The organism is Pseudomonas sp. MM213, from assembly GCF_020423045.1.
In the GTDB taxonomy this organism is placed as follows: Bacteria; Pseudomonadota; Gammaproteobacteria; order Pseudomonadales; family Pseudomonadaceae; genus Aquipseudomonas; species Aquipseudomonas migulae.
Map to the genome: position 1 here is coordinate 684,319 of NZ_CP081943.1, position 20,731 is coordinate 705,049.

Here is a 20,731-nt window from a genome sequence, read left to right on the forward strand (position 1 = left end):
ATGGCGGCCGGATGAACGATGCACGGCTGGAGGGCCTCATCGCCAGCAAGCTGGCTCCTACAGGAATCGTGGGTGTCGGTAGTTTTTCACACGACACCGGACTGTAGGAGCCGGCTTGCCGGCGATGGCGGCCGGATGAACGATGCACGGTTCGAGGGCCTCATCGCCAGCAAGCCGGCTCCTACAGGAATCGTGGGTGTCGGTAGTTTTTCACACGACACCAAACTGTAGGAGCCGGCTTGCCGGCGATGGGGCCCGAATGAACGATGCACGGCTCGAGGACCTCATCGCCAGCAAGCCGGCTCCTACAGGAATCGTGGGTGTCGGTAGTCTTTCACACGACACCAAACTGTAGGAGCCGGCTTGCTGGCGATGGCGGCCGGATGAGCGATGCACGGCTCGAGGGCCTGATCGCCAGCAAGCCGGCTCCTACAGGGTTTGGTTATGCAACCACGCGATAACACGGCACATACGCCGCGCCGCCCGGCAGTTTCATCCGGTGCTGGGCCACGAACGCCTTGAGCAACTGATCCAGCGGCTGCATCACCGCCGCATCGCCACGGATCTGGTACGGCCCGTGTTCTTCGATCAGGCGGATGCCCTTGTCCTTGACGTTGCCGGCGACGATGCCGGAGAACGCGCGACGCAGGTTGGCGGCCAGTTCGTGGGCCGGCAGGCTGCGGCTGAGTTTCAGGTTGGCCATGTTTTCGTGGGTCGGGTCGAACGGGCGCTGGAAGCCTTCGTCGATCTTCAGCAGCCAGTTGAAATGGAACGCGTCGTTGCGCTCGCGGCGGAACTGTTTCACCGCTTTGAGGCCAGCAGTCATCTGCCGCGCGACTTCAGCCGGGTCGTCAATGATGATCTCGTAATGCTGCTTCGCTGCGTCACCCAGGGTGGCGCCGACGAACGCGTCCAGTTGTTCCAGATACGGCGCCGCGTGTTTCGGCCCGGTGAGGATGACCGGGAAGGGCAGGCCCTTGTTGTCCGGGTGCATCAGGATGCCGAGCAGGTACAGGAACTCTTCAGCCGTGCCCGCGCCGCCGGGGAAAATGATGATGCCATGGCCGACACGCACAAACGCTTCCAGGCGTTTCTCGATGTCCGGCAGAATCACCAGCTCATTGACGATCGGGTTCGGCGCTTCGGCAGCGATGATGCCGGGTTCGGTCAAACCGAGGTAACGGCCACCGTGAATACGTTGTTTGGCATGGGCGATGGTCGCGCCTTTCATCGGGCCTTTCATCACGCCGGGGCCGCAACCGGTGCAGATGTCGAGGCTGCGCAGGCCCAGTTCGTGGCCGACTTTCTTGGTGTATTTGTATTCTTCGGTGTTGATCGAGTGGCCACCCCAGCACACTACGATCTTCGGCTCGACGCCGGGGCGCAGGGTGCGGGCGTTGCGCAGCAGATGGAACACATAGTCGCTGATGCCCTGGGAATTGCTCAGGTCGATGCGCTGGCTGTCGAGTTCGTTTTCGGTGTAGACGATGTCGCGCAGGGCGCTGAACAGCATTTCCCGGGTGCTGGCGATCATTTCGCCATCGACGAATGCGTCGGCCGGGGCGTTCAGCAGTTCCAGGCGTACACCGCGGTCTTGTTGGTGAATGCGGATTTCGAAGTCCTTGTAGGCTTCGAGGATGGTCTTGGCGTTATCGACATGGGCGCCGGTATTCAGAATGGCCAGGGCGCACTGGCGGAAGAGGGTATAGGTGCTGCCGGATCCGGCTTCGCTCAGTTGCTGTACTTCACGTTGAGAGAGGGTTTCCAGGCTGCCTTTGGGGCTGACCGAAGCGTTGATTACTTGTCGTTGGGACATTCAATGATCCTTAAAACGATGTCACCCGCCGAGGACGCATGACATCCGAATAGTATGTATCCACGAAAGAAGATGGCACGAACTGCGCAGTATCGCCATGTTCCCCTTTGACGATGAAAAGATGAAAAGGAGCCCCAGCATAGCTAAATCCCTCGCAGAGGCGATAATGCCCCGCAGTCTTTTTGCTCACGCCGCCTGAGGAATCCCGTCGCGATGTTTGAAATCCAGCCACAGAACCCAGAAATCTATCGAAGCCAGACGCGCCGCAGCACGATCATCATCGCCCTGGTTTTCCTCGCCCTGGCGATGGTTTTGTCCACCGCGGCGGTGGCGATGTTCGGCGAACCGGGGGGCGACAATCTACGCTTCAATGTGGGCGGCGTGTTTGTCGCGGTGCTGTTGATGGCGGCGCTGATGCGCGGCAAATTCTGGACCCAGGAGTGGATGGCGCCGGCGGTCTACGGCTGGCAGCTCAAACGCAGCCTGATGAGCATCACCAACGTCATGCACCAGGTGACGGCGGCGGTGGACGCGGGTGATCCGAGTGCCATGAAGCTGCTGCGTTTTTATCACCTGGGGCTGAGCCAGATGCACCAACTGGACGCTAACTCCAGTGATCACAGCCAATTGATACGTGAAATGGACCTGCACAAGGCACGAATGGAAGCGCTGGGCATCGAGACCGAACAGACGCAATTGAACCCGGCGTGGCTTGAGGCCGTGAAACAGACGCCACGCTAACCGGTACAGGATCAAGGCACATAGATAATAAAAAGGCGAACGGGATCAGTCGCCATTCATAAGGATTCAGGGAGCGTCATGGGTAACCCGTCTGTCAAAGACCGAATTGAACAATTGCGCCACAGCGTGCCTTTGGTCACCGAACAGGCCGGTGCCAGGATCAAGGTACGCTCCGCGGTGGTACTGCTTGTTGCAGTGTGCCTGTCCATGATTGTCATCGTGATCTGGGAAGCGTGGAGTTCGCGCCAGTACCATCTGCATGACAAGGAAGTGGCAATGTCCAACCTTGCGCAGACCCTGGCCTCGCAAGCGCAGGCGACGATCAAGCAGGCCGATACGCTGCTGTTTACGCTGGTGGAACGCCTCGAAAGCGACGGCTTCGACCCGGCCGGGCTGCCACATCTGGAGCGCTTGCTCAGCGCCCAGCGCAGTGAGTTGAGTCAGTTGCATGGCCTGTTCGTCTATGACGAAACGGGGCGCTGGATTGCCAATTCCAACGGCGCCGCCCTGACCGATGCCAACAATGCCGACCGTGAATATTTCATCTTCCATCGCAATCATCCCGACCGTGGGCCTCATATCGGCCCGTCGATCAAAAGCCGCTCCAGCGGCGAATGGATCATGACGGTGTCGCGCCGGATCAATCATGCCGATGGGAGTTTTGCCGGTGTGGCGCTGGCGACGATTTATCTCAATCATTTCCTGTTCCTGTACGACAGCATCGACATGGGCCGCAACGGCGTAATCAACCTGATCGCCGACGACGCCACCATCATCGTTCGCCGGCCGTTCAACGAAGCGGATATCGGCACCAGCCTCGTCAACAGCCCACTGTTCAAGCAGTTGTTGCCCTCGGGGAGTTCAGGGACGGCAACATTCAAATCCATGGTGGATGGCGTTGTGCGGGTGGTGGGGTTTCGCCGGGTCGAGGGGTATCCGCTGGTTGTTTTCGCCGCGCTCGACAAGGAGGAAGTCCTGGCCGGCTGGCGTGAGGAATCCATGCTCAGTGCTGGCATCGTTACGCTTTTGCTGGGTTTTGTCGGTGTACTGGGTTTTCGCCTGATCAATCTGATGAAGCAGCAGAACCGCATTCAGAACCAACTGCTGGACGCTCAGGACAAACTGCTCGAGGTCAATCGCGGCCTGGAATTGCTGGCCCTGGAAGACGCGCTGACGGGGCTGTCCAACCGGCGTCAGTTCGATCTGTTCATCCACTCGGAAATGGGTCGCGCCCGGCGCAGCCTGAGCGGCCTCGCGCTGCTGATGATCGATGTCGATCACTTCAAACTGTTCAACGACCACTACGGTCATGTGGCCGGCGACGAATGTTTGCGCAACATCAGCGCGATCATCACCGACAACATCAAGCGGCCCGGGGATCTGGCGGCGCGCTACGGCGGTGAAGAGTTTGCGGCGGTGCTGCCGGGGACTGACTATGTGGGGGCGTTTCTGGTGGCGGAAAAAATCCGTCGTGCGGTGTTGCAGGCCGGTATTCCACACCGTGAAGGCGCAGAAGGCATGGTGACGGTCAGTATCGGCGTCGCCGCTTACGATCCGGCATCACAGGCCCAGCCGAACGACCTCGTCGGCGCTGCGGACAAGGCGCTTTACGTGGCCAAGGCCAGCGGCAGGAACATGAGCGTCATTGCCAACTGAACTCAAACAAACCCACCGCTGCCCTGAACCAGTTGGGTCGCCAGGTACGATTGCTTGAGTTTTTCCAGCCACCAACCCAGGGCGCGACCGTCATGGTCGCCACGCCAGCCGGCATACAGAATGTTCGGCTCGCGCGGGTCGGCCATCTGTTTTTCGACCAGCGTGCCGTTTTCCAGTAACGAGCCGACCCGATGTTTGGGCAGCCACCCCACGCCCAGGCCGTCGCACTGGGCGAGGATTTTGGCGCGCATGGTCGGCACGGCGAGCACGGGTTGTCCGCCGGAGACACCATAAGTGCTGCCTTCGGTGACTCTGGACGAGTCGGCCACGACAATCGCCCGGTGTTGCGTCACCGTTGCCCGAGAGATCGGTTCCTTGGCCTTGGCCAGCGGGTGCTTCGGTGAGACTGCAAACACCCATTCCATTTCTCCCAACTGCATCCAGCGCAAGGAAGGGATGGCCGGCGGTTCGTTGGTGGCGCCGATGATCAGGTCCGCACGGCCTTCGCGCAGGGCTTCCCAGACACCTTTGAGCACTTCCTGGGTGATGCGCAACGGTACGCCGGATTCCAGCGCATCGAACTCGTGAATCACCGGGATCAGGGTTTCGAACTCCAGCAGTTCGTCGGTGACGATCCACAGCCGACTCTCCCAACCATTGGCCACTTGCTGCACCCGTTGGGTCAGGCGCGAGACGTCCTGCATCAGCCGCGCCGCCTCGTTCACCAGCAATTCCCCGGCCGGGGTGAGCTGCAAGCGGTAACGGCGGCGATCGAAGAGCAAGGCGTCGAAACGCTCTTCCAGTTGCCGCGCCGCATACGACACGGTCGATGGCGCCTTGCCCAGGTGCACCGCCGCGCGCGACAGGCTACCGGTTTCCCGAATGGCCTCCAGCAACGCCAGGTCTTCAATCGACAACATGTTCTGAATCCTCGAACGAACGGCCTGGAAATGAATGTCTGGAGCAACGAAAACAAAGTCGCGGCTACCTGAAATATATAGGTCAACCACAACCCCTGTAGGAGCGAGGCTTGCCCGCGAAGAGGCCCTCAAACGCTGCGTTGAATTTGAGGCCGCCATCGCCGGCAAGCCGGCTCCTACAAAATCGCGGGTTGTCTGAAATTTATCGGCAACCCCAACCCCTGTAGGAGCGAGGCTTGCCCGCGAAGAGGCCCTTGAACGCTACGTTGGATTTGAGGCCGCCATCGCCAGCAAGCCGGCTCCTACAAAATCGCGGGCTGTTTGAAATTTATCGGACAACCCACCCCCTGTAGGAGCTGGCTTGCCAGCGATGAGGCCCTCAAACGCTGCGTTGGATTTGAGGCCGCCATCGCCAGCAAGCCGGCTCCTACAAAATCGCGGGCTGTTTGAAATTTATCGGCAACCCCAACCCCTGTAGGAGCTGGCTTGCCAGCGATGAGGCCCTCAAACACTACGTTGAATTTGAGGCCGTCATCGCCGGCAAGCCGGCTCCTACAAAATCGCGGGCTGTTTGAAATTTATCGGCCAATCCCAACCCCTGTAGGAGCTGGCTTGCCAGCGATGAGGCCCTCGAACGCTGCGTTGGATTTGAGGCCGCCATCGCCAGCAAGCCGGCTCCTACAGGGATCGTGTGGTATTTGAAAGGGTGGACGTCCGGCGTGACTTGCGCTGCCTGAACACCCGAACGTAGACCAACACGTTGATCACCAGTACCACGCCGCCGAGTCCCAGCTGGATACTCGGGGTCAACCCGGCCGGGTAAATCACCGGCCACACATAATGTTCGATGAAACCACCACCATAGCCGGTCTGCCCGGCTGCGCTGCGCATGAGGTTTTCCCACTGTGTCAGCGGGCAGGTCAGGTGGAACACTTCGACCGCAACTCCCCACGTTGCGGCCGGCAGGTGCCACCAGGCCAGGTGGCGCCATTTCAGCACCAGCAGCCCGCCAAGCAGCACGAACAGAATGAACAGCAGGTGAAACAGCACCAGCCCATCGGCGGCGATCCGGTAAAGCATGGCGACTCCCTGACGCGTGATGCGAATCACTCCATGGTACTCGGGCGGGGTGTCAGCGCTCTATCTATTGTTTGCTGCCCAACCCGGCGAGCACGGCCTTCAGACGCAGCACCATGGCCTCACTGCTGCGTTGCATCGGAGCGCGCAGTTCGTCGTCGATCAAGCCTTCAAGGGCCAGTGCGGTTTTCACCGGGGCAGGATTGGGTTCAATGAACAGGCTTTGAATCAGCGGCAGCAACCGGAAAAACGTCGCCCGTCCTTCCGCCAACCGCTGGTCGCGGATCTGTTGATACAGCGTCACGAACAACTCCGGATGCACATGCGCCGAGGCGGCAATCGCCCCTTTGGCGCCGAGGCACAGGGCGCTGAATATCTGGTTGTCTTCGCCGCACAACACGTCGACCTTGCCGCTGGTCAGCAGCGCCAGGGTGTTGGCCTGATTGCCGCCGCAATCCTTGATCGCGACGATTCGCTCGTGGGCCACAATGTTGAGCAACGTCGCCTGTTCGAAGGCGATGCCGGTGCGATACGGGATGTCGTACAGAATGATCGGAACAGTGGACGCATCGGCAACCGTTTTGAAAAACGCTTCAAGGCCCGCCTGGGACGGGCGAATGTAGTACGGCGGCGGCACCAGCAACCCGGCCAGTGGCCGCTTGAGGATTTCGCTCTGCAATTGCAGCAGTTCCGCCAGGTTGTTACCGGCCAGCCCCATGACCACCTGATCCGCAGGCACTAACTCAAGCACGGCATCCAGCACCGCCAGTTGTTCATGTTTGCTCAGTGCCGCCGCTTCAGCGGTAGTGCCGCAGACCACCAGGCCATCGACGCCTTTGTCCAGCAAATGGCTGACGAGCCGGCGCAACCCGACGAAATCGATCGCACCGTGTTGAAACGGCGTAACGAGCGGAACCCAGATACCTTGAAACGATGACATGCACTTACTCCTGAAAGTTGACCGATTTCGTCACCGTCAGAAGCGTAGAAGGAAGTAAGCAGGGGGAGGGTGCCCGTCGCGCTCAATGTCCTGTCAGCTCATCTGACGGGACAGCGCGCCCCGGTCACATGAGCGACTGTTTCTTCGATTTGAGGGCGTGCGCAACGCAACCTTGCGCCTTGGCAATCAAGCCAATGGCGTCAATGTTGAGGTTGAAGGTTGCGGACATGTTTGCTTACACCCTGAATGAGGCGCTCAGTTTTAAGAGTCGGCGGGAATTTTGTCAATCACCAAAATCGGCACAAGTGCGCAAGATTGTTCAAGCCATCGGGCGCGACTGCTGGCACAGTCAGGCGTCTTTTCCTGTTTGTAGAGCGTTATGACTCACTCACTCATGCCGCGCAGCGCCTTTCTTCGCGGCGCTGCGGCGATCATGCCATTGTCCCTGGCGACCGCGCCGTGGGGATTGCTGGCCGGCTCCATGGCCATCGAAGCCAACCTCACGCCGCTGCAAGGCCAGGGGTTGTCGAGCATCGTGTTTGCCGGGGCGGCGCAATTGGTGGCCATCGGCATGCTCAAGGGCGGTGCCGGAATCTTTTCAATTCTGCTGACCACGTTATTGCTGACGTCGCAGCATTTGCTCTACGGCATGAGCATGCGCTCGGTGATTTCGCCGCTGCCCGGTCGCTGGCGTGCCGGGCTGGGCTTTTTGCTCACCGACGAGCTGTTCGCCTTGACCAGCCAGCATGACAAACAGCAATTCAACCGCTGGTATGCCCTGGGCGTCGGCCTGACGTTTTACATCGCCTGGAACCTCTTCACGCTGGCCGGCATTGTGTTGGGCAGCAGCATTCCCGGCCTGGAACATCTGGGCCTGGATTTCTCCATCGCCGCGACCTTCATTGTCCTGATCACCCCGGTGGTGCGCAACGTACCGACCGTGGTCTGCGTGGCGGTTTCGCTGTTTTGCTCGGTGTTGTTCAGTTACTGGCAGTGGGGCTCGGCGCTGGTGTTGTCGGGGTTGGCGGGCATGACGGCGGGCTTCATCTGCAACAAATTCTATGGTGGACGCACATGATGGTCTGGGCGGTGATTGTCGGTATGGGGATTCTGGTGTTCCTCAACCGTTATGTATTTCTCGAGCCACGGCTGCCGCTGCGCCTGAGCAGCAACGCCCGGCAATTCCTCGGCTTTGCGGTGCCGGGCATGTTGACCGCCATCTGCGGCCCGATTGTGTTCATGCCGGATAAACAGCTGAACCTGCAATGGGACAACCCGTACCTGATCAGTTCGCTGGTGGCGGTGGGGCTGGTGCTGTACACCCGCAACACCTTGCTCAGCATGTTGTTGAGCATGGGGTTCTTCTTTTTGCTGCGCTGGTGGCTCTGAGCCGGGAGCGCGAAACTGTTCTACGCTTAAAGTTGATGACTGATCCCTTAGGGAGAGAGGTGAGCATGGCAACTGAACAAAAGCGTCCTGATCCGGAAGATGAAGACATGGATGAACCGACGGAAGAAGAGATCGAGCAGCAGAAACGTTCGACGCCTGACTGGAAGCATCCCGACGACGGGAAGGAACTGTCAGAACCTGATAGAAAGTTTTAGCAGGCGCTCTGACCGATCTGCGCATACAACAAAGCCCCGCCTATGCGCGGGGCTTTTTTTGCTGGTCAATCAGATCGACACGTTCCAGCGAATCTGGGTAATGCCCAATTGCTGCGCTTTAATGCGTGCCGCTTCGAGGGTGGCGTGTTCGGCGATCTTGCGGCCGGATTCAGGGTAAGCATGCGCAGACGCCGAATGAATCGCTTCGACATCGGAAAAATGCACAGCCATCTTGAAAAAGTGCTGTCGCACACCGTCGAATAAGTAATGCACGGCATAGGGAATGAGTTCACTCATCTATCTCTCGTGGAGCCAGCCAGGTCAGTGGCTTAGTCGTCGAATAAAAATTCAGAGAGATCTGCGGTGAAAGTGTGATGCAGAAATAGGACTGCTGAAAAAGGAGGAGGCTCAGTGAGCCTCTACCGTTCAGAGTGCGGCGACGACGGGTTCGTTCAGTTCTTTTGCCAAACGTAGGCCTGCGTGTCGTTTCAAGCGTCGTCGAGCTGCAATTCGTCGGGATGTGAGGCCCGATAGCCCAGGGTCTTGTCGATCCATGCGTTCACTTCGTTGACCATGACCGGCGGCTTGCCGGGATAGTGTATGAGCGTTGAACGCAAGGTGCCGTCAATCCCCGGAACCGATCGCAGGTTACGGGTCTTTATGTATTGCTCTATGAAACAGTCCAGCCGATAGTGCTCTGTCGTCGAAAGATAAACGCACTCCAGACCAACGACTTGATTGATTGCAAAATCGTCGCGCATTTAATTCTCTGCAAGGCTTGTTGTAGTTGGGATTTCCTTAGTTGTTGACTTATTGGTCAACCAGGCGATGCCAGTGGAAATGCGGCGCGCATGCTATCCGTAGTTATTCTAAATGTATGTATGACGATCAAATTGTCGGACAAGCGGTTGACGCAGCAAAGCGCCCTCTATCAGTAAGTGTTACTTGGGTGAAACAGTCTGTGTAACGTTTAAGTTATTGGTCTGCATAACTAACAGTTATTGGCTGCCGTCAGGCTGTTGGTATTGATAAATTCATGCACTCTCGTCAATCAGCGACGCGTCTTGATTCCTCACGTTGCCTACAGCCTTGCCAACCTTGTACCACTCGAAAACTTCGCTGCCTTCGCCTTGAAACAAGGCCATCTGTTCGGCGCGTTCCGGGGGCGTGGCGGGATCGAGCCATTCCCGTGCCAGTTCCGGCGACAACACCACCGGCCGCCGGTCGTGAATGTCGAGCATGCCACCGGCGCTGTCCGCGGTAATGATCACGAAACCGTTGTCGTCTCTCGGTTCCTCGCCATCTGTGGGAAACCGGCCAATCGCGGCACAGAAAATCGGATCGCGGTCCTGCCGCCGGATGAGCCATGGCTGTCTCGTTGAGTCCGGCGTATCGACCCATTCGAACCAGTTATCGATCGGCACAATCGCGCGGTGCGGCCAGATTGCGCGGAAGAACGGACCGTGGGCGACTTTCTCCACCCGTGCATTGATCGGTGCCGCACGATCCTTCGCCCAATGCGGCCGCCATCCCCAGCGCACCTTGTCGGCCTGGAGCCCATTGCTTTCCCGATGAAACAACGCGAGTTGATTCGTCGGCGCGGCGTTGTACCTGGCCAGCGGTTCATCGCCGACATGGTTGATCAGCGCGTCGGGAATACTCAGCACCGCCACGAAGTCATGAATGCCCCGGTATTGCGAGAGTCTTCCGCACATCGAAAGAAACCTCCGACTGGAACCTTCAGCTTAGACGCTTCACCTGCAGGAGCCCGGCTTGCCGGCGATGGCGATCTTACGGACGCCTTCGCCGGCAAGCCTGGCTCCTACGGATCGGGGGATGTTCGGGATTGGGAATTCACGCGAACCCTGTAGGAGCCGGCTTGCCGGCGATGGCGATCTTACGGACGCCTTCGCCGGCAAGCCTGGCTCCTACGGATCGTCAGGATGTTCGGGATCAGGGATTCACACGAACCCTGTAGGAGCCGGCTTGCCGGCGATGGCGATCTTACGGGCGCCTTCGCCGGCAAGCCTGGCTCCTACGGATTGGGAGATGTCCGGGATCGGGAATTCACGCGAACCCTGTAGGAGCCGGCTTGCCGGCGATGGCGATCTTACGGACGCCTTCGCCAGCAAGCCGGGCTCCTACGGATCGGGGGATGTTCGGGATTGGGGATTCACGCGAACCCTGTAGGAGCCGGCTTGCTGGCGATGGCGATCTTACGGACGCCTTCGCCGGCAAGCCTGGCTCCTACGGATTAAGGGATGTTCGGGATTGGGGATTCACGCGAACCCTGTAGGAGCCGGCTTGCTGGCGATGGCGATCTTACGGACGCCATCGCCAGCAAGCCGGCTCCTACGGATTGGGGGATGTTCGGGATTGGGGATTCACGCGAACCCTGTAGGAGCCGGCTTGCTGGCGATGGCGATCTTACGGACGCCATCGCCAGCAAGCCGGCTCCTACGGATCGCGGGGATGTTCGGGATTGGGAATTCACGCGAACCCTGTAGGAGCCGGCTTGCCGGCGATGGCGATCTTACGGGCGCCTTCGCCGGCAAGCCTGGCTCCTACGGATTGGGGAACGCTGGGCGATTCAAATGACGTGCGCCCGTTGCAGTTCGGTCAATGACAGGGCCTTCAATTGCGCCAGCAGCGGATCGCGCCGATCACGCGGATGGGGCAGTTGCACCGCCAGTTCCTGGCGAATGCTGCTGGGGCGATTGTCCATGACCAGGACGCGGTCGCTGAGGTACAGCGCTTCATCGACATCGTGGGTCACCAGCAGCAGGGCGATGGCGTGACGCTCGGCCAGTTGCAGCAACAGGTCTTGCAGTTTCATCCGGGTGAAGGCGTCCACCGCGCTGAACGGTTCGTCCAGCAACAACACATCGGGCCGTGAGTAGAGGCCGCGAGCAATGGCGACCCGCTGCGCCATGCCACCGGAAAGCGCCTTGGGTAACGCTTGAGCGAACCCGCTGAGGCCGACTTCATCGATCAGTTGTGCGACCCAGGCCTTGTCATATCGGTTGTCGGCGCTGAAGCCGATGTTCTGCTCGACCGTCAGCCAGGGCATCAATCGAGGTTCCTGAAACACGAACGCAACCTCACCGGCGCTGCGATTCAGTTCACCCTGAAAGTCCTTTTCCAGACCGGCAACGATCCGCAACAACGTGCTTTTACCGCACCCGCTGGGGCCCAGCAGGCTGACGGTTTCCCGGGGCTGCAATTGCAGGTGGATATCCCTGAGCACGGTGGTGGTGGCGAAGGTTTTGCGCTCGACGCGAATGTCCAGCAGGTAATCGGTCATGGCTCAATCCTCTGTGCTTTGGCCGTTGAACGTGTCGCGCCACGCCAGGAAGCGTTTCTCCAGGCCGGCGAGAATGCCATCGCTGAGTTTGCCCAGCAGCGCCAGCACAATGATTGCCGCGAGCACGATGTCCGGGCGGGACGTCTCGCGCCCGTCACTGAGCAGATAACCCAACCCTTTGGTCGCGGCGATCAGCTCGGCGGCCACCAGAAACATCCACGCCAGGCTCATGCCGCTGCGCAACCCGGTAAACAGGCCGGGTAGGGCGGCGGGTAGCAGAATCCGCCGGACCAGCCGTGTGCGACCGAAGCCATACATCTGCCCGACTTCCACCAGTTTGCGGTCGATGTCGCGGATCGCCGCGACGCCGTTGAGGTACACCGGGAAGAACGCGCCGATGGCAATCAGGACGATTTTCGAGGTTTCGTCGATGCCCAGCCACAGCAGCAACAAGGGCACCCAGGCCAGGCTCGGAATCGAACGCAGGCCGGCGAAGGTCGGCTCAAGCCAGGCTTCGGCTTCGCGGCTCAAACCGACCCAGGCGGCAAACACCAGTGCCAGACCGGTGCCGATGGCGAAACCGAGCAACACGCGCAACAGGCTGGCGCTGATGTGTTTCCACAGCGCGCCTTCGGCTAGGTCTCTCAAGGTCAGGGCGATTTCGCTGGGCGCCGGCATTTGGTAGGACGGCAACCAGCCGATGCGTACGACAAATTCCAGCACCAGGAGGATCAGCACCGGCAACGCCAGACCCTTGAGGCGCAAACGCCAGGCATTGTTCAAGGAAAGAGCGGCACGACGTGGCGTCGGCAGTTCGAGGGGCAGGTCTTTGCTTTTGCTGGTCATGAGATTCTCCGGTCACGACGAATCCGCGACTGGCGCGGATTCGTTGTGCCCCGTTGGCGGTTATTTACTGACGGGCCACGGTTTCCTTGAAGCCGGTGTCGATCAACTGATCGATGACCTGATCGACATTCACCCCACGACGCACCAGTTCTTCGGACACCAGAATCGGCGCGGCGGCCTTGGAGGCGATCACATCCCTGGCGGTCAGTTGCGGGCTGCTCAGGTCAGTGCGGGACAGTTGCAGCTTGGCCACTTCCAGCGGCAGACCGGATTCGGTAGCGAGCAGTTTCGCCAGTTCGTCAGGGTTTTTTACCGACCAGTCGCGGGCCTTTTCGTACGCCTTCAGTACGGTTTCGATGGTCTGCGGGTGCTCTTTCGCATAAGTGTCAGTAACGCTGACTACGCCATAACTGTTGAAGTTGGTGTTGCGATACAACAGGCGCGAACCGGCCTGGACCTGGCTGGCGGCCATGTGCGGATCGAGGCCGGCCCAGGCGTCGACGTCGCCTTTTTCCAGGGCCGTGCGGCCATCCGGGTGCTGCAAGTGCACCAGTTCCACATCGTCCTTGCTCAGGCCGGCCTGTTGCAGGCTGCGCAGGGTGAACAGGTACGGGTCGGTGCCTTTGGTGGCGGCGATCTTCTTGCCTTTCAGGTCGGCGACGGTCTGGTAGGGCGAATCCTTGCGCACCACCAATGCGGTCCATTCGGCGCGGCTGTAGACGTAAACCGATTTGATCGGGCTGCCATTGGCGCGGCTGAGCACGGCAGCGAGGCTGGCGGAGGAGGCGAAATCAACGCCGCCGCTGTTGAGGTATTCCAGCGAGCGGTTGCTGCCCTGACTCAGCACCCAACTGACTTTGGTCTGCGGCAGGGCTTTTTCCAGAAATCCAAAGTGTTTAAGCACCAGGCTGACTGGCGAGTAGTAGGCGTAATCCAGATGCACTTCGGCCGGCGGTGTTTCAGCAGCCTGCGCGGCGGGTTGCAGGCTCAAGGCCAGGGCGCAGGCGCTGAGCAGATACCTGACTTTGGGAAAGCGGAAGGTGGGCTTCATGGGATCGGCTCCGGACAAGGCGTTGAGTTTCTTATGTCTAAAAATTCATTTTTTATAAACGCTTCCTGCGTAAAAGGAATATTGCAGGCTCTGTGCCATGTCTTGGATATCAGGCCTTTTCAAGGCGTTGAGGCGAGGAATGAAGCAGAAGGGTGTTGCAGGGAAAACAGTCTGTCGGCTCACTGTTGCCGGGTGAACAGTGTTGGCTGACAGTCATGAGCTTATGCGTAAATCGAATTTAAAAATCGTCCTGTAAGAGCGTTATGGTCTATGCCATTCACTCTCAAGGAGCCCCCGATGAACCTGTCCAGATTCGTCCGCAGTTTGCTGACCAGTGCGTTGTTTGCTGCACCAATGGCCTACGCCGCTGAGCCCGTTGTCCTGCATGTCGGTGATCAGAATTACTACAACGTGCGCGCTTCGGTGGAGGCTTCGGGGGTACTGGAAGGGGCGCCTTACACCGTTGACTGGAAGCATTTTCAGGCCGCTGCACCGCTGGCGGAAGCGCTGAACACCGGGGCGCTGGACGTGGGTTTTCTGGGCGATTCAGGCTTCCTGTTCCTCGCTGCAAAGCAGGCGCCGGTGAAGCTGATCGGCGTCTCGCGGCAGAACCCGGACACCATCGCCTTGCTGGTGCCCAAGGATTCGCCGGTCAAAAGCATCGCCGACCTCAAGGGCAAGAAAGTCGCCTACTGGCCCGGCGCCTGGAGCCAGCAATTGACCCTGCGTGCCTTGCAACAAGCTGACCTGCCGGAGGACTACGTCGACTTCATCAAGCTGATGCCGATCGATGCCGCCGCCGCGCTGCCCCAGGGCAGCATTGATGCCTTCCCGGTCTGGGAACCCTACATTTCCCAACAGATTCTGTTCTCCGGCGCGCGACCGATTCTTACCGCCAAGAACCTCATGCCAGGCCTCAGCGCTATCGCCGCTTCGACACCCTCAATCGACAGCAAGCGCGAAGCCATCGCCGACTTCCTGGTTCGCCTGAAAAAGGCACGGGCCTGGGTCGACAATCACACCGACGAATATGCCGATCTGTGGGCGAAGAAGGCCAATCTTGACCAGAACGTCTCGCGTCACTGGTTACGCCAGGCTCACATGACCGTCGGCCCGGTGGATGCACAGGCCGCGAAGGACCTGCAAAGCACGGCGGATTTTCTGTTCAAGGTCAAAGCACTGCCGACGGCACTGGCGACCGCGCCGATTATCGACAGCTCGTTCGAGCAGGCGTTTACCCAGTAACTGACAATGCCGGGCAGCACCGGAACCAAACACTGTGTACCCTGATCCAAACCGCGCCCGCACACTTGTGCGGGCTTAACGGTCCGGCTCAAGGCACAACATGAAACAGCTGTTCAAGATTCTCAGCGCACTCGCCATTGCCGTCGGGCTGGCGGGTTGCATCGCTGCTCCCATCGAAATGACGCCGCAAACCGAACAGCGTCTGCACGCGCAAGCACCGATCCGGTTTCTGCTGACGTTCGACGACGGTCCCAGCGCGTCGAGTTTCTGGAACCCGACGATGACAATCCTCGACAGTCTCGCCACCAACCCGGTGCAGCCGAACCTCAAAGCGGTGTTCTTCGTGCAGACCGGCGCGCCACGGGCGGGCGACAGCGACATCGGCCGCGAGGTCATGCGCCGCGAGCATGCGGACGGGCAGATTCTCGGTTTCCATACGGCCACCCACTGGCACACCAATCACCGTTCTCTGAGCCCGGAAGAACTGGAACAGTCATTGACCAAAGGCAGTGCCGACATCGCCGCCATCACCGGCACGCCGCCGACCCTGGTACGGCCGCCGTTCTGGAACTACGACAAACGGGTTTTCGCCGCTTATCAAAAGCACGGTATGCACGTATTGCTGACCGACCTGAGCGCCAACGACGGCAAGATCTGGGGTTTCAACGCCAGCCCCCGACGCCGGTCCAGCATGTTGCGGCAGATGTCAGAGGTGCGTGAGCGCATCGCATTGGGTGAATTGCCGACGGTGGATGGGGTGATCCCGGTGGTGGTGACCTTCCACGACCTCAATCGCTACACCGCCCGACATGCCCGCGAATACCTGCAAATCCTTCTCGACAGTGCGCAGGCGACCGGCGTGAAAACGGCGCAGAAGCCGTTTTACGATGATCAGGCCGAGCTGCAACGGGCGGCCATGGCGCGCACCGTTCGCGACAGTGCGCAACCGGTGAAATTGCCGGGGGTCTGGAACTGGATCTGGGACGGGGACGCTCATTGAATGTTGATCCAAGTGAGAGCCGCATAACGTTCGCCGGCAGATGAATAACCGCAAATCCCGAACACCCCACAATCTGTAGGAGCCGGCTTGCTGGCGATGGCGATCTCACGGACGCCATCGCCGGCAAGCCGGGCTCCTACAGGTTTTGCGTAAACCCTCAATCCCGAACACCCCCCACAATCTGTAGGAGCCGGCTTGCTGGCGATGGCGATTTCACGGACGCCATCGCCGGCAAGCCGGGCTCCTACAGGTTTTGCATAAACCCTCAATCCCGAACACCCCACAATCTGTAGGAGCCGGCTTGCCGGCGATGGCGATCTCACGGGCGCCATCGCCGGCAAGCCGGACTTCTACAGGTTTTGCGTAAACTCTCAATCCCGAACACCCCACAATCTGTAGGAGCCGGCTTGCCGGCGATGGCGATCTCACGGGCGCCATCGCCGGCAAGCCGGGCTCCTACAGGTTTTGCGTAAACCCTCAATCCCGAACACCTCCACGATCTGTAGGAGCCGGCTTGCCGGCGATGGCGATCTCACGGGCGCCATCGCCAGCAAGCCGGGCTCCTACAGGTTTTGCGTGAACCCTCAACCCCGAACACGCCCACGACCTGTAGGAGCCGGCTTGCTGGCGATGGCGATCTCACGGACGCCATCGCCGGCAAGCCGGGCTCCTACAGGTTTTGCGTGAACCCTCAATCCCGAACACCCCGACAATTTGTAGGAGCCGGCTTGCTGGCGATGGCAATTTCACGGGCGCCATCGCCGGCAAGCCGGGCTCCTACAGGTTTTGCGTAAACCCTCAATCCCGAACACCCCGACAATTTGTAGGAGCCTGCTTGCTGGCGATGGCGATCTCACGGACGCCATCGCCAGCAAGCCGGGCTCCTACAGGTTTTGCGTGAACCCTCAATCCCGAACACATCCACGATCTGTAGGAGCCGGCTTGCCGGCGATGGCAATCTCACTGACGCCATCGCCGGCAAGCCGTGCTCCTACAAAGCGTTCAGCTGTTGCGGCGATAATTCATCAATCATCCGCAAGCAATGATTCAACCCTGGCGACACGTCGCCCACGCGTCGGCTGAGGATGATCGGCGAGGTCGCGTTGTCTTCCAGCAGCGGCGTGAAGCCGATGTCGTCGCGGTGCAGCAATTGCACCGAGGCCGGCACCAGGGTGACGCCGATTCCTGCGCCCACCAGGCCGATGGCGGTTTGCAGTTCGTTGGTCCACTGTGCCACGTGAATGCTGACGCCATAGGACTCGAACAACCCGATCACATGGTCGGCGTAGCTGGGGCGCGGGTTGCCGGGGTACAGCACGAAAGGTTCCTTTGCCAGTTCGCGCAGGCTGATCGGCCCGGCCAGTAGCGGATGACCGGCGGGCAGGGCGGCGACCAGCCGGTCTTCGGTCAACACCGTCTGGATGATGGCCGGGTCGTCGATGCGGATGCGGCCGAAACCGATATCGATCCGCCCGGCCTTGAGCGCCTGCACCTGTTGCAGCGTGGTCATTTCCGAGAGTCCCAGTTCCAGCTCCAGAGGCTCGCCGCTGCGCAAGCGGCGAATCAGTTCCGGCAGCACGCCATAGAGTGTCGACGGCGCAAAACCAATCCCTAGCCAGGTTTTTTCCCCCAGACCGATGCGTCGCGTGTTGTCGCAGACCTTGCCCAGTTGCTCCAGCAGGGCAGTGCTGTGTTCATGGAAAAACCGCCCGGCGTCGGTCAGTTTCAGCGGCCGTCCGCGATCCAGCAAAAGCACCCCGAGTTCATCCTCCAGTTGCTGAATCTGTCGGCTCAGTGGCGGTTGGGCAATGTGCAGCAGTTCGGCGGCGCGGGTGAAGTTGAGGGTTTGAGCCAACACCTGAAAATACCGCAGGTGACGCAGTTCCATGAGGCCTCCGCAAAGCAGTTTGCATACCTTAAAGGTATCAAGTCAGACCAATTCTATATTGGCTTCCCGAAAAAAGCCGTACCAGAATCGGTTCCAGAACTTTAAGAACCTGACGGGTATCGACATGCTTGCAACTGCCATTGAATCGATCGAGACGATCATCGTCGATCTGCCGACCATCCGCCCGCACAAGCTGGCGATGCACACCATGCAGAACCAGACGCTGGTGATCATTCGCGTGCGCTGCGCCGATGGCATTGAAGGCATTGGCGAATCCACCACCATCGGTGGCCTGGCGTATGGCAATGAAAGCCCGGACAGCATCAAGACCAACATCGACCGGCACTTCGCGCCGCTGCTGCTGGGTCAGGACAGCGCCAACGTCAACGCTGCGATGTTGCGCCTGGAGCGCAGCATCCGTGGCAACACCTTCGCCAAGTCAGGTATCGAAACCGCGTTGCTCGATGCCCAGGGCAAGCGCCTTGGCCTGCCGGTCAGCGAACTGCTGGGCGGCCGCGTTCGGGATGCGCTGCCAGTGGCCTGGACCCTGGCCAGCGGCGATACCGACAAGGACATCGCCGAAGCGGAAAAAATGCTCGACCTGCGCCGCCATCGCATCTTCAAACTGAAAATCGGTGCCGGCGAAGTCAATCGCGATCTGGCCCACGTCATCGCGATCAAGAAAGCCCTCGGCGATCGCGCCAGCGTGCGGGTCGACGTCAATCAGGCCTGGGATGAAGCCGTCGCATTACGCGCCTGCCGGATTCTCGGCAGCAACGGCATCGACCTGATCGAGCAGCCGATCTCGCGCAATAACCGCTCGGGCATGGCGCGCCTGAACGCCATCAGCCCGGCACCGATCATGGCCGATGAATCCATCGAGTGTGTGGAAGATGCGTTCAACCTGGCCCGTGAAGGTGCGGCTTCGGTGTTCGCCCTGAAGATTGCCAAGAACGGCGGCCCACGCGCCGTGCTGCGGACCGCCGCGATCGCCGAAGCGGCGGGCATCGGCCTGTACGGCGGCACCATGCTTGAAGGTGGTCTGGGCACCATGGCGTCGGCCCATGCCTTCGTCACGTTGAACAAACTGGCGTGGGACACCGAGCTGTTCGGCCCGCTGCTGTTGACCGAAGACATTCTCAGCGAGCCGCTGGTCTATCGCGATTTCGAGCTGCACGTGCCGAAAACCCCTGGGCTGGGCCTGAACCTCGATGAAGAACGCCTGGCGTTTTTCCGTCGCGACAAGACATCCACTGCCATTCATCAAGCCTGAGGAGAGCATTATGCTGTTCCACGTAAAGATGACCGTGAATTTGCCGGTCGATATGAACCCCGAACGCGCCGCGCAGCTCAAGGCTGACGAAAAAGCCCTGGCCCAGCGTCTGCAGGATCAAGGCAAGTGGCGTCACCTGTGGCGCATTGCCGGGCTCTATGCCAATTACAGCGTGTTCGATGTCGACAGCGTTCAAGAGCTGCACGACTTGCTCATGCAATTGCCGCTGTACCCGTACATGGCGATCGAAGTCACCGCGATGTGCCGGCATCCTTCTTCCATCCGCGAGGATGACCGCTGAACCTGGCCTGTTCAGTTCGCCACGCTAATAATTACAAGATGAGGAACCCATAAAATGAACGTAAAAATTTCCCACACTGCCAAAGCCCAGAAGTTTCTCGAAGAGGCCAGCGGCCTGCACAACGATGCCGGCAATCCGCGCACCAAAGCGCTGATCTACCGCATCCTGCGTGATTCGGTGAACATCATCGAAGACCTCGCTGTGACCCCGGAAGAGTTCTGGAAAGCCGTCAACTACCTCAACGTGCTGGGTGCGCGCCAGGAGGCTGGGCTGGTGGTGGCCGGGTTGGGCCTGGAACACTACCTCGACCTGCTGATGGACGCCGAAGACGAACAGGCCGGCAAGGCTGGCGGCACGCCGCGCACCATCGAAGGCCCGCTGTACGTGGCCGGTGCGCCGTTGTCCCAAGGTGAAGCGCGTCTCGATGATGGCGTCGATCCGGGTGTGACGCTGTTCATGCAGGGCCGTGTGTTCAATACCGCCGGCGAACCGTTGGCCGGTGCGATTGTGGATGTCTGGCACGCCAATACCGGCGGCACTTATTCGTACTTCGATACCACGCAATCCGAATTCAACCTGCGTCGGCGCATCGTCACCGACGCCGAAGGTCGCTACCGCTTCCGCAGCATCGTGCCGTCGGGTTACGGCTGCCCGCCGGACGGTCCGACCCAGCAACTGCTCGATCAACTGGGCCGTCACGGCCAGCGTCCGGCGCACGTGCACTTCTTCATCTCGGCGGCGGATCATCGTCACCTGACCACCCAGATCAACCTCGACGGCGATCAATACCTGCACGACGATTTCGCCTACGCCACCCGTGACGAGCTGATCGCGAAAATCACCTTCAGCGATGATCAACAACGCGCAGCGGCGCATGGCGTCAGCGGTCGTTTTGCCGAGATCGAATTCGATTTCACCTTGCAGTCGTCCGCCCAGCCGCAAGAGCAGCAGCGTCACGAGCGGGTTCGCGCGCTGGAGGATTGATCACCCCGAGCGGCGGGACCTGGCCACGAGATAACCGACCGTTTATCTCGTGGCTTTCTGCGTTACCGTGGCGCAGCCCTAGAAT

At 59.9% G+C, this 20,731-nt stretch carries 21 protein-coding genes; 10 read left to right on the forward strand and 11 right to left on the reverse strand.

The genetic code is table 11. The features are described from left to right. Positions 1 to 442 precede the first annotated feature (442 nt). On the reverse strand, positions 443 to 1,816 hold the full coding sequence (ppnN, locus tag K5R88_RS03285; RefSeq protein ID WP_008034560.1) for a nucleotide 5'-monophosphate nucleosidase PpnN: 1,374 nt from the start codon (positions 1,814 to 1,816) through the stop codon (positions 443 to 445). Positions 1,817 to 2,029: 213 nt separating this feature from the next. Here ppnN and K5R88_RS03290 point away from each other — a divergent pair, with 213 nt between their 5' ends. Next, entirely contained in the window at positions 2,030 to 2,557 is a 528-nt protein-coding gene (locus tag K5R88_RS03290) for a DUF3087 domain-containing protein (RefSeq protein ID WP_223436509.1), read from the forward strand. Between the two features lie 78 nt (positions 2,558 to 2,635). Continuing rightward, a complete protein-coding gene (locus K5R88_RS03295; RefSeq protein ID WP_223451783.1) occupies positions 2,636 to 4,213 on the forward strand; it encodes a sensor domain-containing diguanylate cyclase in 1,578 nt (525 codons plus the stop codon). Positions 4,214 to 4,215: 2 nt separating this feature from the next. On the opposite strand, the gene K5R88_RS03300 is transcribed toward K5R88_RS03295, so the two are convergent. From K5R88_RS03300 to dapA, 3 genes are all read right to left on the reverse strand, one after another. After that, positions 4,216 to 5,133 carry a LysR family transcriptional regulator gene (locus tag K5R88_RS03300; RefSeq protein WP_226299191.1) on the reverse strand — a complete coding sequence of 306 codons (918 nt, stop codon included), beginning with the start codon at positions 5,131 to 5,133 and terminating at the stop codon, positions 4,216 to 4,218. A 678-nt stretch (positions 5,134 to 5,811) separates the two neighbouring features. Then, entirely contained in the window at positions 5,812 to 6,213 is a 402-nt protein-coding gene (locus K5R88_RS03305; protein WP_226299192.1) for a DUF2784 domain-containing protein, read from the reverse strand. Between the two features lie 64 nt (positions 6,214 to 6,277). Continuing rightward, positions 6,278 to 7,150 carry a 4-hydroxy-tetrahydrodipicolinate synthase gene (gene dapA, locus K5R88_RS03310; RefSeq protein ID WP_226299193.1) on the reverse strand — a complete coding sequence of 291 codons (873 nt, stop codon included), beginning with the start codon at positions 7,148 to 7,150 and terminating at the stop codon, positions 6,278 to 6,280. A gap of 379 nt (positions 7,151 to 7,529) precedes the next feature. On the opposite strand from dapA, the gene K5R88_RS03315 reads away from it, so the two are divergent. The 3 genes from K5R88_RS03315 to K5R88_RS03325 all read left to right on the forward strand — a co-directional run bounded on the left by K5R88_RS03315 (position 7,530) and on the right by K5R88_RS03325 (position 8,754). After that, positions 7,530 to 8,228: an AzlC family ABC transporter permease gene (locus tag K5R88_RS03315; protein WP_226299194.1), complete on the forward strand. Its 699-nt coding sequence runs from the start codon at positions 7,530 to 7,532 to the stop codon at positions 8,226 to 8,228. After that, complete coding sequence (locus K5R88_RS03320) at positions 8,228 to 8,539, forward strand: AzlD domain-containing protein (protein WP_167362959.1); 312 nt, start codon at positions 8,228 to 8,230, stop codon at positions 8,537 to 8,539. Before K5R88_RS03315 ends, K5R88_RS03320 begins: the two co-directional genes overlap by 1 nt. 65 nt (positions 8,540 to 8,604) lie before the next feature. Further along, entirely contained in the window at positions 8,605 to 8,754 is a 150-nt protein-coding gene (locus K5R88_RS03325; RefSeq protein ID WP_223451792.1) for a hypothetical protein, read from the forward strand. 69 nt (positions 8,755 to 8,823) lie between these two features. Here K5R88_RS03325 and K5R88_RS03330 read toward each other — a convergent pair whose 3' ends face one another. The 6 genes from K5R88_RS03330 to K5R88_RS03355 all read right to left on the reverse strand — a co-directional run bounded on the left by K5R88_RS03330 (position 8,824) and on the right by K5R88_RS03355 (position 13,955). Beyond that, positions 8,824 to 9,051 carry a DUF6555 family protein gene (locus tag K5R88_RS03330; RefSeq protein ID WP_008043230.1) on the reverse strand — a complete coding sequence of 76 codons (228 nt, stop codon included), beginning with the start codon at positions 9,049 to 9,051 and terminating at the stop codon, positions 8,824 to 8,826. A 191-nt stretch (positions 9,052 to 9,242) separates the two neighbouring features. Beyond that, positions 9,243 to 9,515, reverse strand: coding sequence for a hypothetical protein (locus tag K5R88_RS03335; protein ID WP_192229228.1), 273 nt, complete (start codon positions 9,513 to 9,515; stop codon positions 9,243 to 9,245). Between the two features lie 273 nt (positions 9,516 to 9,788). Continuing rightward, positions 9,789 to 10,469, reverse strand: a complete 681-nt coding sequence (locus K5R88_RS03340) for an SOS response-associated peptidase (protein WP_008030257.1) — start codon at positions 10,467 to 10,469, stop codon at positions 9,789 to 9,791. A gap of 875 nt (positions 10,470 to 11,344) precedes the next feature. Then, a complete protein-coding gene (locus K5R88_RS03345) occupies positions 11,345 to 12,058 on the reverse strand; it encodes an ABC transporter ATP-binding protein (RefSeq protein ID WP_008043237.1) in 714 nt (237 codons plus the stop codon). A 3-nt stretch (positions 12,059 to 12,061) separates the two neighbouring features. Continuing rightward, positions 12,062 to 12,904: an ABC transporter permease gene (locus K5R88_RS03350; RefSeq protein ID WP_207286248.1), complete on the reverse strand. Its 843-nt coding sequence runs from the start codon at positions 12,902 to 12,904 to the stop codon at positions 12,062 to 12,064. Positions 12,905 to 12,968: 64 nt separating this feature from the next. Next, positions 12,969 to 13,955 (reverse strand): aliphatic sulfonate ABC transporter substrate-binding protein, encoded by a 987-nt coding sequence (locus K5R88_RS03355; protein ID WP_226299195.1) that lies wholly within the window; start codon positions 13,953 to 13,955, stop codon positions 12,969 to 12,971. A 354-nt stretch (positions 13,956 to 14,309) separates the two neighbouring features. Here K5R88_RS03355 and K5R88_RS03360 point away from each other — a divergent pair, with 354 nt between their 5' ends. Beyond that, positions 14,310 to 15,200, forward strand: coding sequence for an ABC transporter substrate-binding protein (locus K5R88_RS03360; RefSeq protein WP_442963908.1), 891 nt, complete (start codon positions 14,310 to 14,312; stop codon positions 15,198 to 15,200). Positions 15,201 to 15,300: 100 nt separating this feature from the next. Then, positions 15,301 to 16,200, forward strand: a complete 900-nt coding sequence (locus K5R88_RS03365; protein WP_226299197.1) for a polysaccharide deacetylase family protein — start codon at positions 15,301 to 15,303, stop codon at positions 16,198 to 16,200. 991 nt (positions 16,201 to 17,191) lie between these two features. On the opposite strand, the gene K5R88_RS03370 is transcribed toward K5R88_RS03365, so the two are convergent. Next, the gene (locus K5R88_RS03370) at positions 17,192 to 18,088 is read right to left on the reverse strand and encodes a LysR family transcriptional regulator (RefSeq protein WP_008029078.1); all 897 of its coding nucleotides are present in this window, start codon (positions 18,086 to 18,088) and stop codon (positions 17,192 to 17,194) included. A gap of 124 nt (positions 18,089 to 18,212) precedes the next feature. On the opposite strand from K5R88_RS03370, the gene K5R88_RS03375 reads away from it, so the two are divergent. The 3 genes from K5R88_RS03375 to catA are packed head-to-tail and all read left to right on the forward strand — an operon-like array spanning position 18,213 to position 20,646. After that, positions 18,213 to 19,361, forward strand: coding sequence for a muconate cycloisomerase family protein (locus tag K5R88_RS03375; protein ID WP_008029080.1), 1,149 nt, complete (start codon positions 18,213 to 18,215; stop codon positions 19,359 to 19,361). A gap of 10 nt (positions 19,362 to 19,371) precedes the next feature. Next, the gene (catC, locus tag K5R88_RS03380; RefSeq protein WP_008029082.1) at positions 19,372 to 19,662 is read left to right on the forward strand and encodes a muconolactone Delta-isomerase; all 291 of its coding nucleotides are present in this window, start codon (positions 19,372 to 19,374) and stop codon (positions 19,660 to 19,662) included. A gap of 54 nt (positions 19,663 to 19,716) precedes the next feature. Then, on the forward strand, positions 19,717 to 20,646 hold the full coding sequence (catA, locus tag K5R88_RS03385) for a catechol 1,2-dioxygenase (protein WP_192417572.1): 930 nt from the start codon (positions 19,717 to 19,719) through the stop codon (positions 20,644 to 20,646). Positions 20,647 to 20,731 lie beyond the last annotated feature (85 nt).

Excerpts from the sequence above, each read along its gene's own strand:
- K5R88_RS03355 (WP_226299195.1), bottom strand. The coding sequence starts at position 13,955 with ATGAAGCCCACCTTCCGCTTTCCCAAAGTCAGGTATCTGCTCAGCGCC.
- K5R88_RS03350 (WP_207286248.1), bottom strand. The coding sequence starts at position 12,904 with ATGACCAGCAAAAGCAAAGACCTGCCCCTCGAACTGCCGACGCCACGT.
- K5R88_RS03325 (WP_223451792.1), top strand. The coding sequence starts at position 8,605 with ATGGCAACTGAACAAAAGCGTCCTGATCCGGAAGATGAAGACATGGAT.
- K5R88_RS03345 (WP_008043237.1), bottom strand. The coding sequence starts at position 12,058 with ATGACCGATTACCTGCTGGACATTCGCGTCGAGCGCAAAACCTTCGCC.
- K5R88_RS03370 (WP_008029078.1), bottom strand. The coding sequence starts at position 18,088 with ATGGAACTGCGTCACCTGCGGTATTTTCAGGTGTTGGCTCAAACCCTC.
- K5R88_RS03375 (WP_008029080.1), top strand. The coding sequence starts at position 18,213 with ATGCTTGCAACTGCCATTGAATCGATCGAGACGATCATCGTCGATCTG.
- catA (WP_192417572.1), top strand. The coding sequence starts at position 19,717 with ATGAACGTAAAAATTTCCCACACTGCCAAAGCCCAGAAGTTTCTCGAA.
- K5R88_RS03365 (WP_226299197.1), top strand. The coding sequence starts at position 15,301 with ATGAAACAGCTGTTCAAGATTCTCAGCGCACTCGCCATTGCCGTCGGG.
- K5R88_RS03360 (WP_442963908.1), top strand. The coding sequence starts at position 14,310 with ATGGCCTACGCCGCTGAGCCCGTTGTCCTGCATGTCGGTGATCAGAAT.
- K5R88_RS03320 (WP_167362959.1), top strand. The coding sequence starts at position 8,228 with ATGGTCTGGGCGGTGATTGTCGGTATGGGGATTCTGGTGTTCCTCAAC.
- catC (WP_008029082.1), top strand. The coding sequence starts at position 19,372 with ATGCTGTTCCACGTAAAGATGACCGTGAATTTGCCGGTCGATATGAAC.
- K5R88_RS03340 (WP_008030257.1), bottom strand. The coding sequence starts at position 10,469 with ATGTGCGGAAGACTCTCGCAATACCGGGGCATTCATGACTTCGTGGCG.
- K5R88_RS03330 (WP_008043230.1), bottom strand. The coding sequence starts at position 9,051 with ATGAGTGAACTCATTCCCTATGCCGTGCATTACTTATTCGACGGTGTG.
- dapA (WP_226299193.1), bottom strand. The coding sequence starts at position 7,150 with ATGTCATCGTTTCAAGGTATCTGGGTTCCGCTCGTTACGCCGTTTCAA.
- K5R88_RS03335 (WP_192229228.1), bottom strand. The coding sequence starts at position 9,515 with ATGCGCGACGATTTTGCAATCAATCAAGTCGTTGGTCTGGAGTGCGTT.
- K5R88_RS03315 (WP_226299194.1), top strand. The coding sequence starts at position 7,530 with ATGACTCACTCACTCATGCCGCGCAGCGCCTTTCTTCGCGGCGCTGCG.
- K5R88_RS03295 (WP_223451783.1), top strand. The coding sequence starts at position 2,636 with ATGGGTAACCCGTCTGTCAAAGACCGAATTGAACAATTGCGCCACAGC.
- K5R88_RS03290 (WP_223436509.1), top strand. The coding sequence starts at position 2,030 with ATGTTTGAAATCCAGCCACAGAACCCAGAAATCTATCGAAGCCAGACG.
- K5R88_RS03300 (WP_226299191.1), bottom strand. The coding sequence starts at position 5,133 with ATGTTGTCGATTGAAGACCTGGCGTTGCTGGAGGCCATTCGGGAAACC.
- K5R88_RS03305 (WP_226299192.1), bottom strand. The coding sequence starts at position 6,213 with ATGCTTTACCGGATCGCCGCCGATGGGCTGGTGCTGTTTCACCTGCTG.
- ppnN (WP_008034560.1), bottom strand. The coding sequence starts at position 1,816 with ATGTCCCAACGACAAGTAATCAACGCTTCGGTCAGCCCCAAAGGCAGC.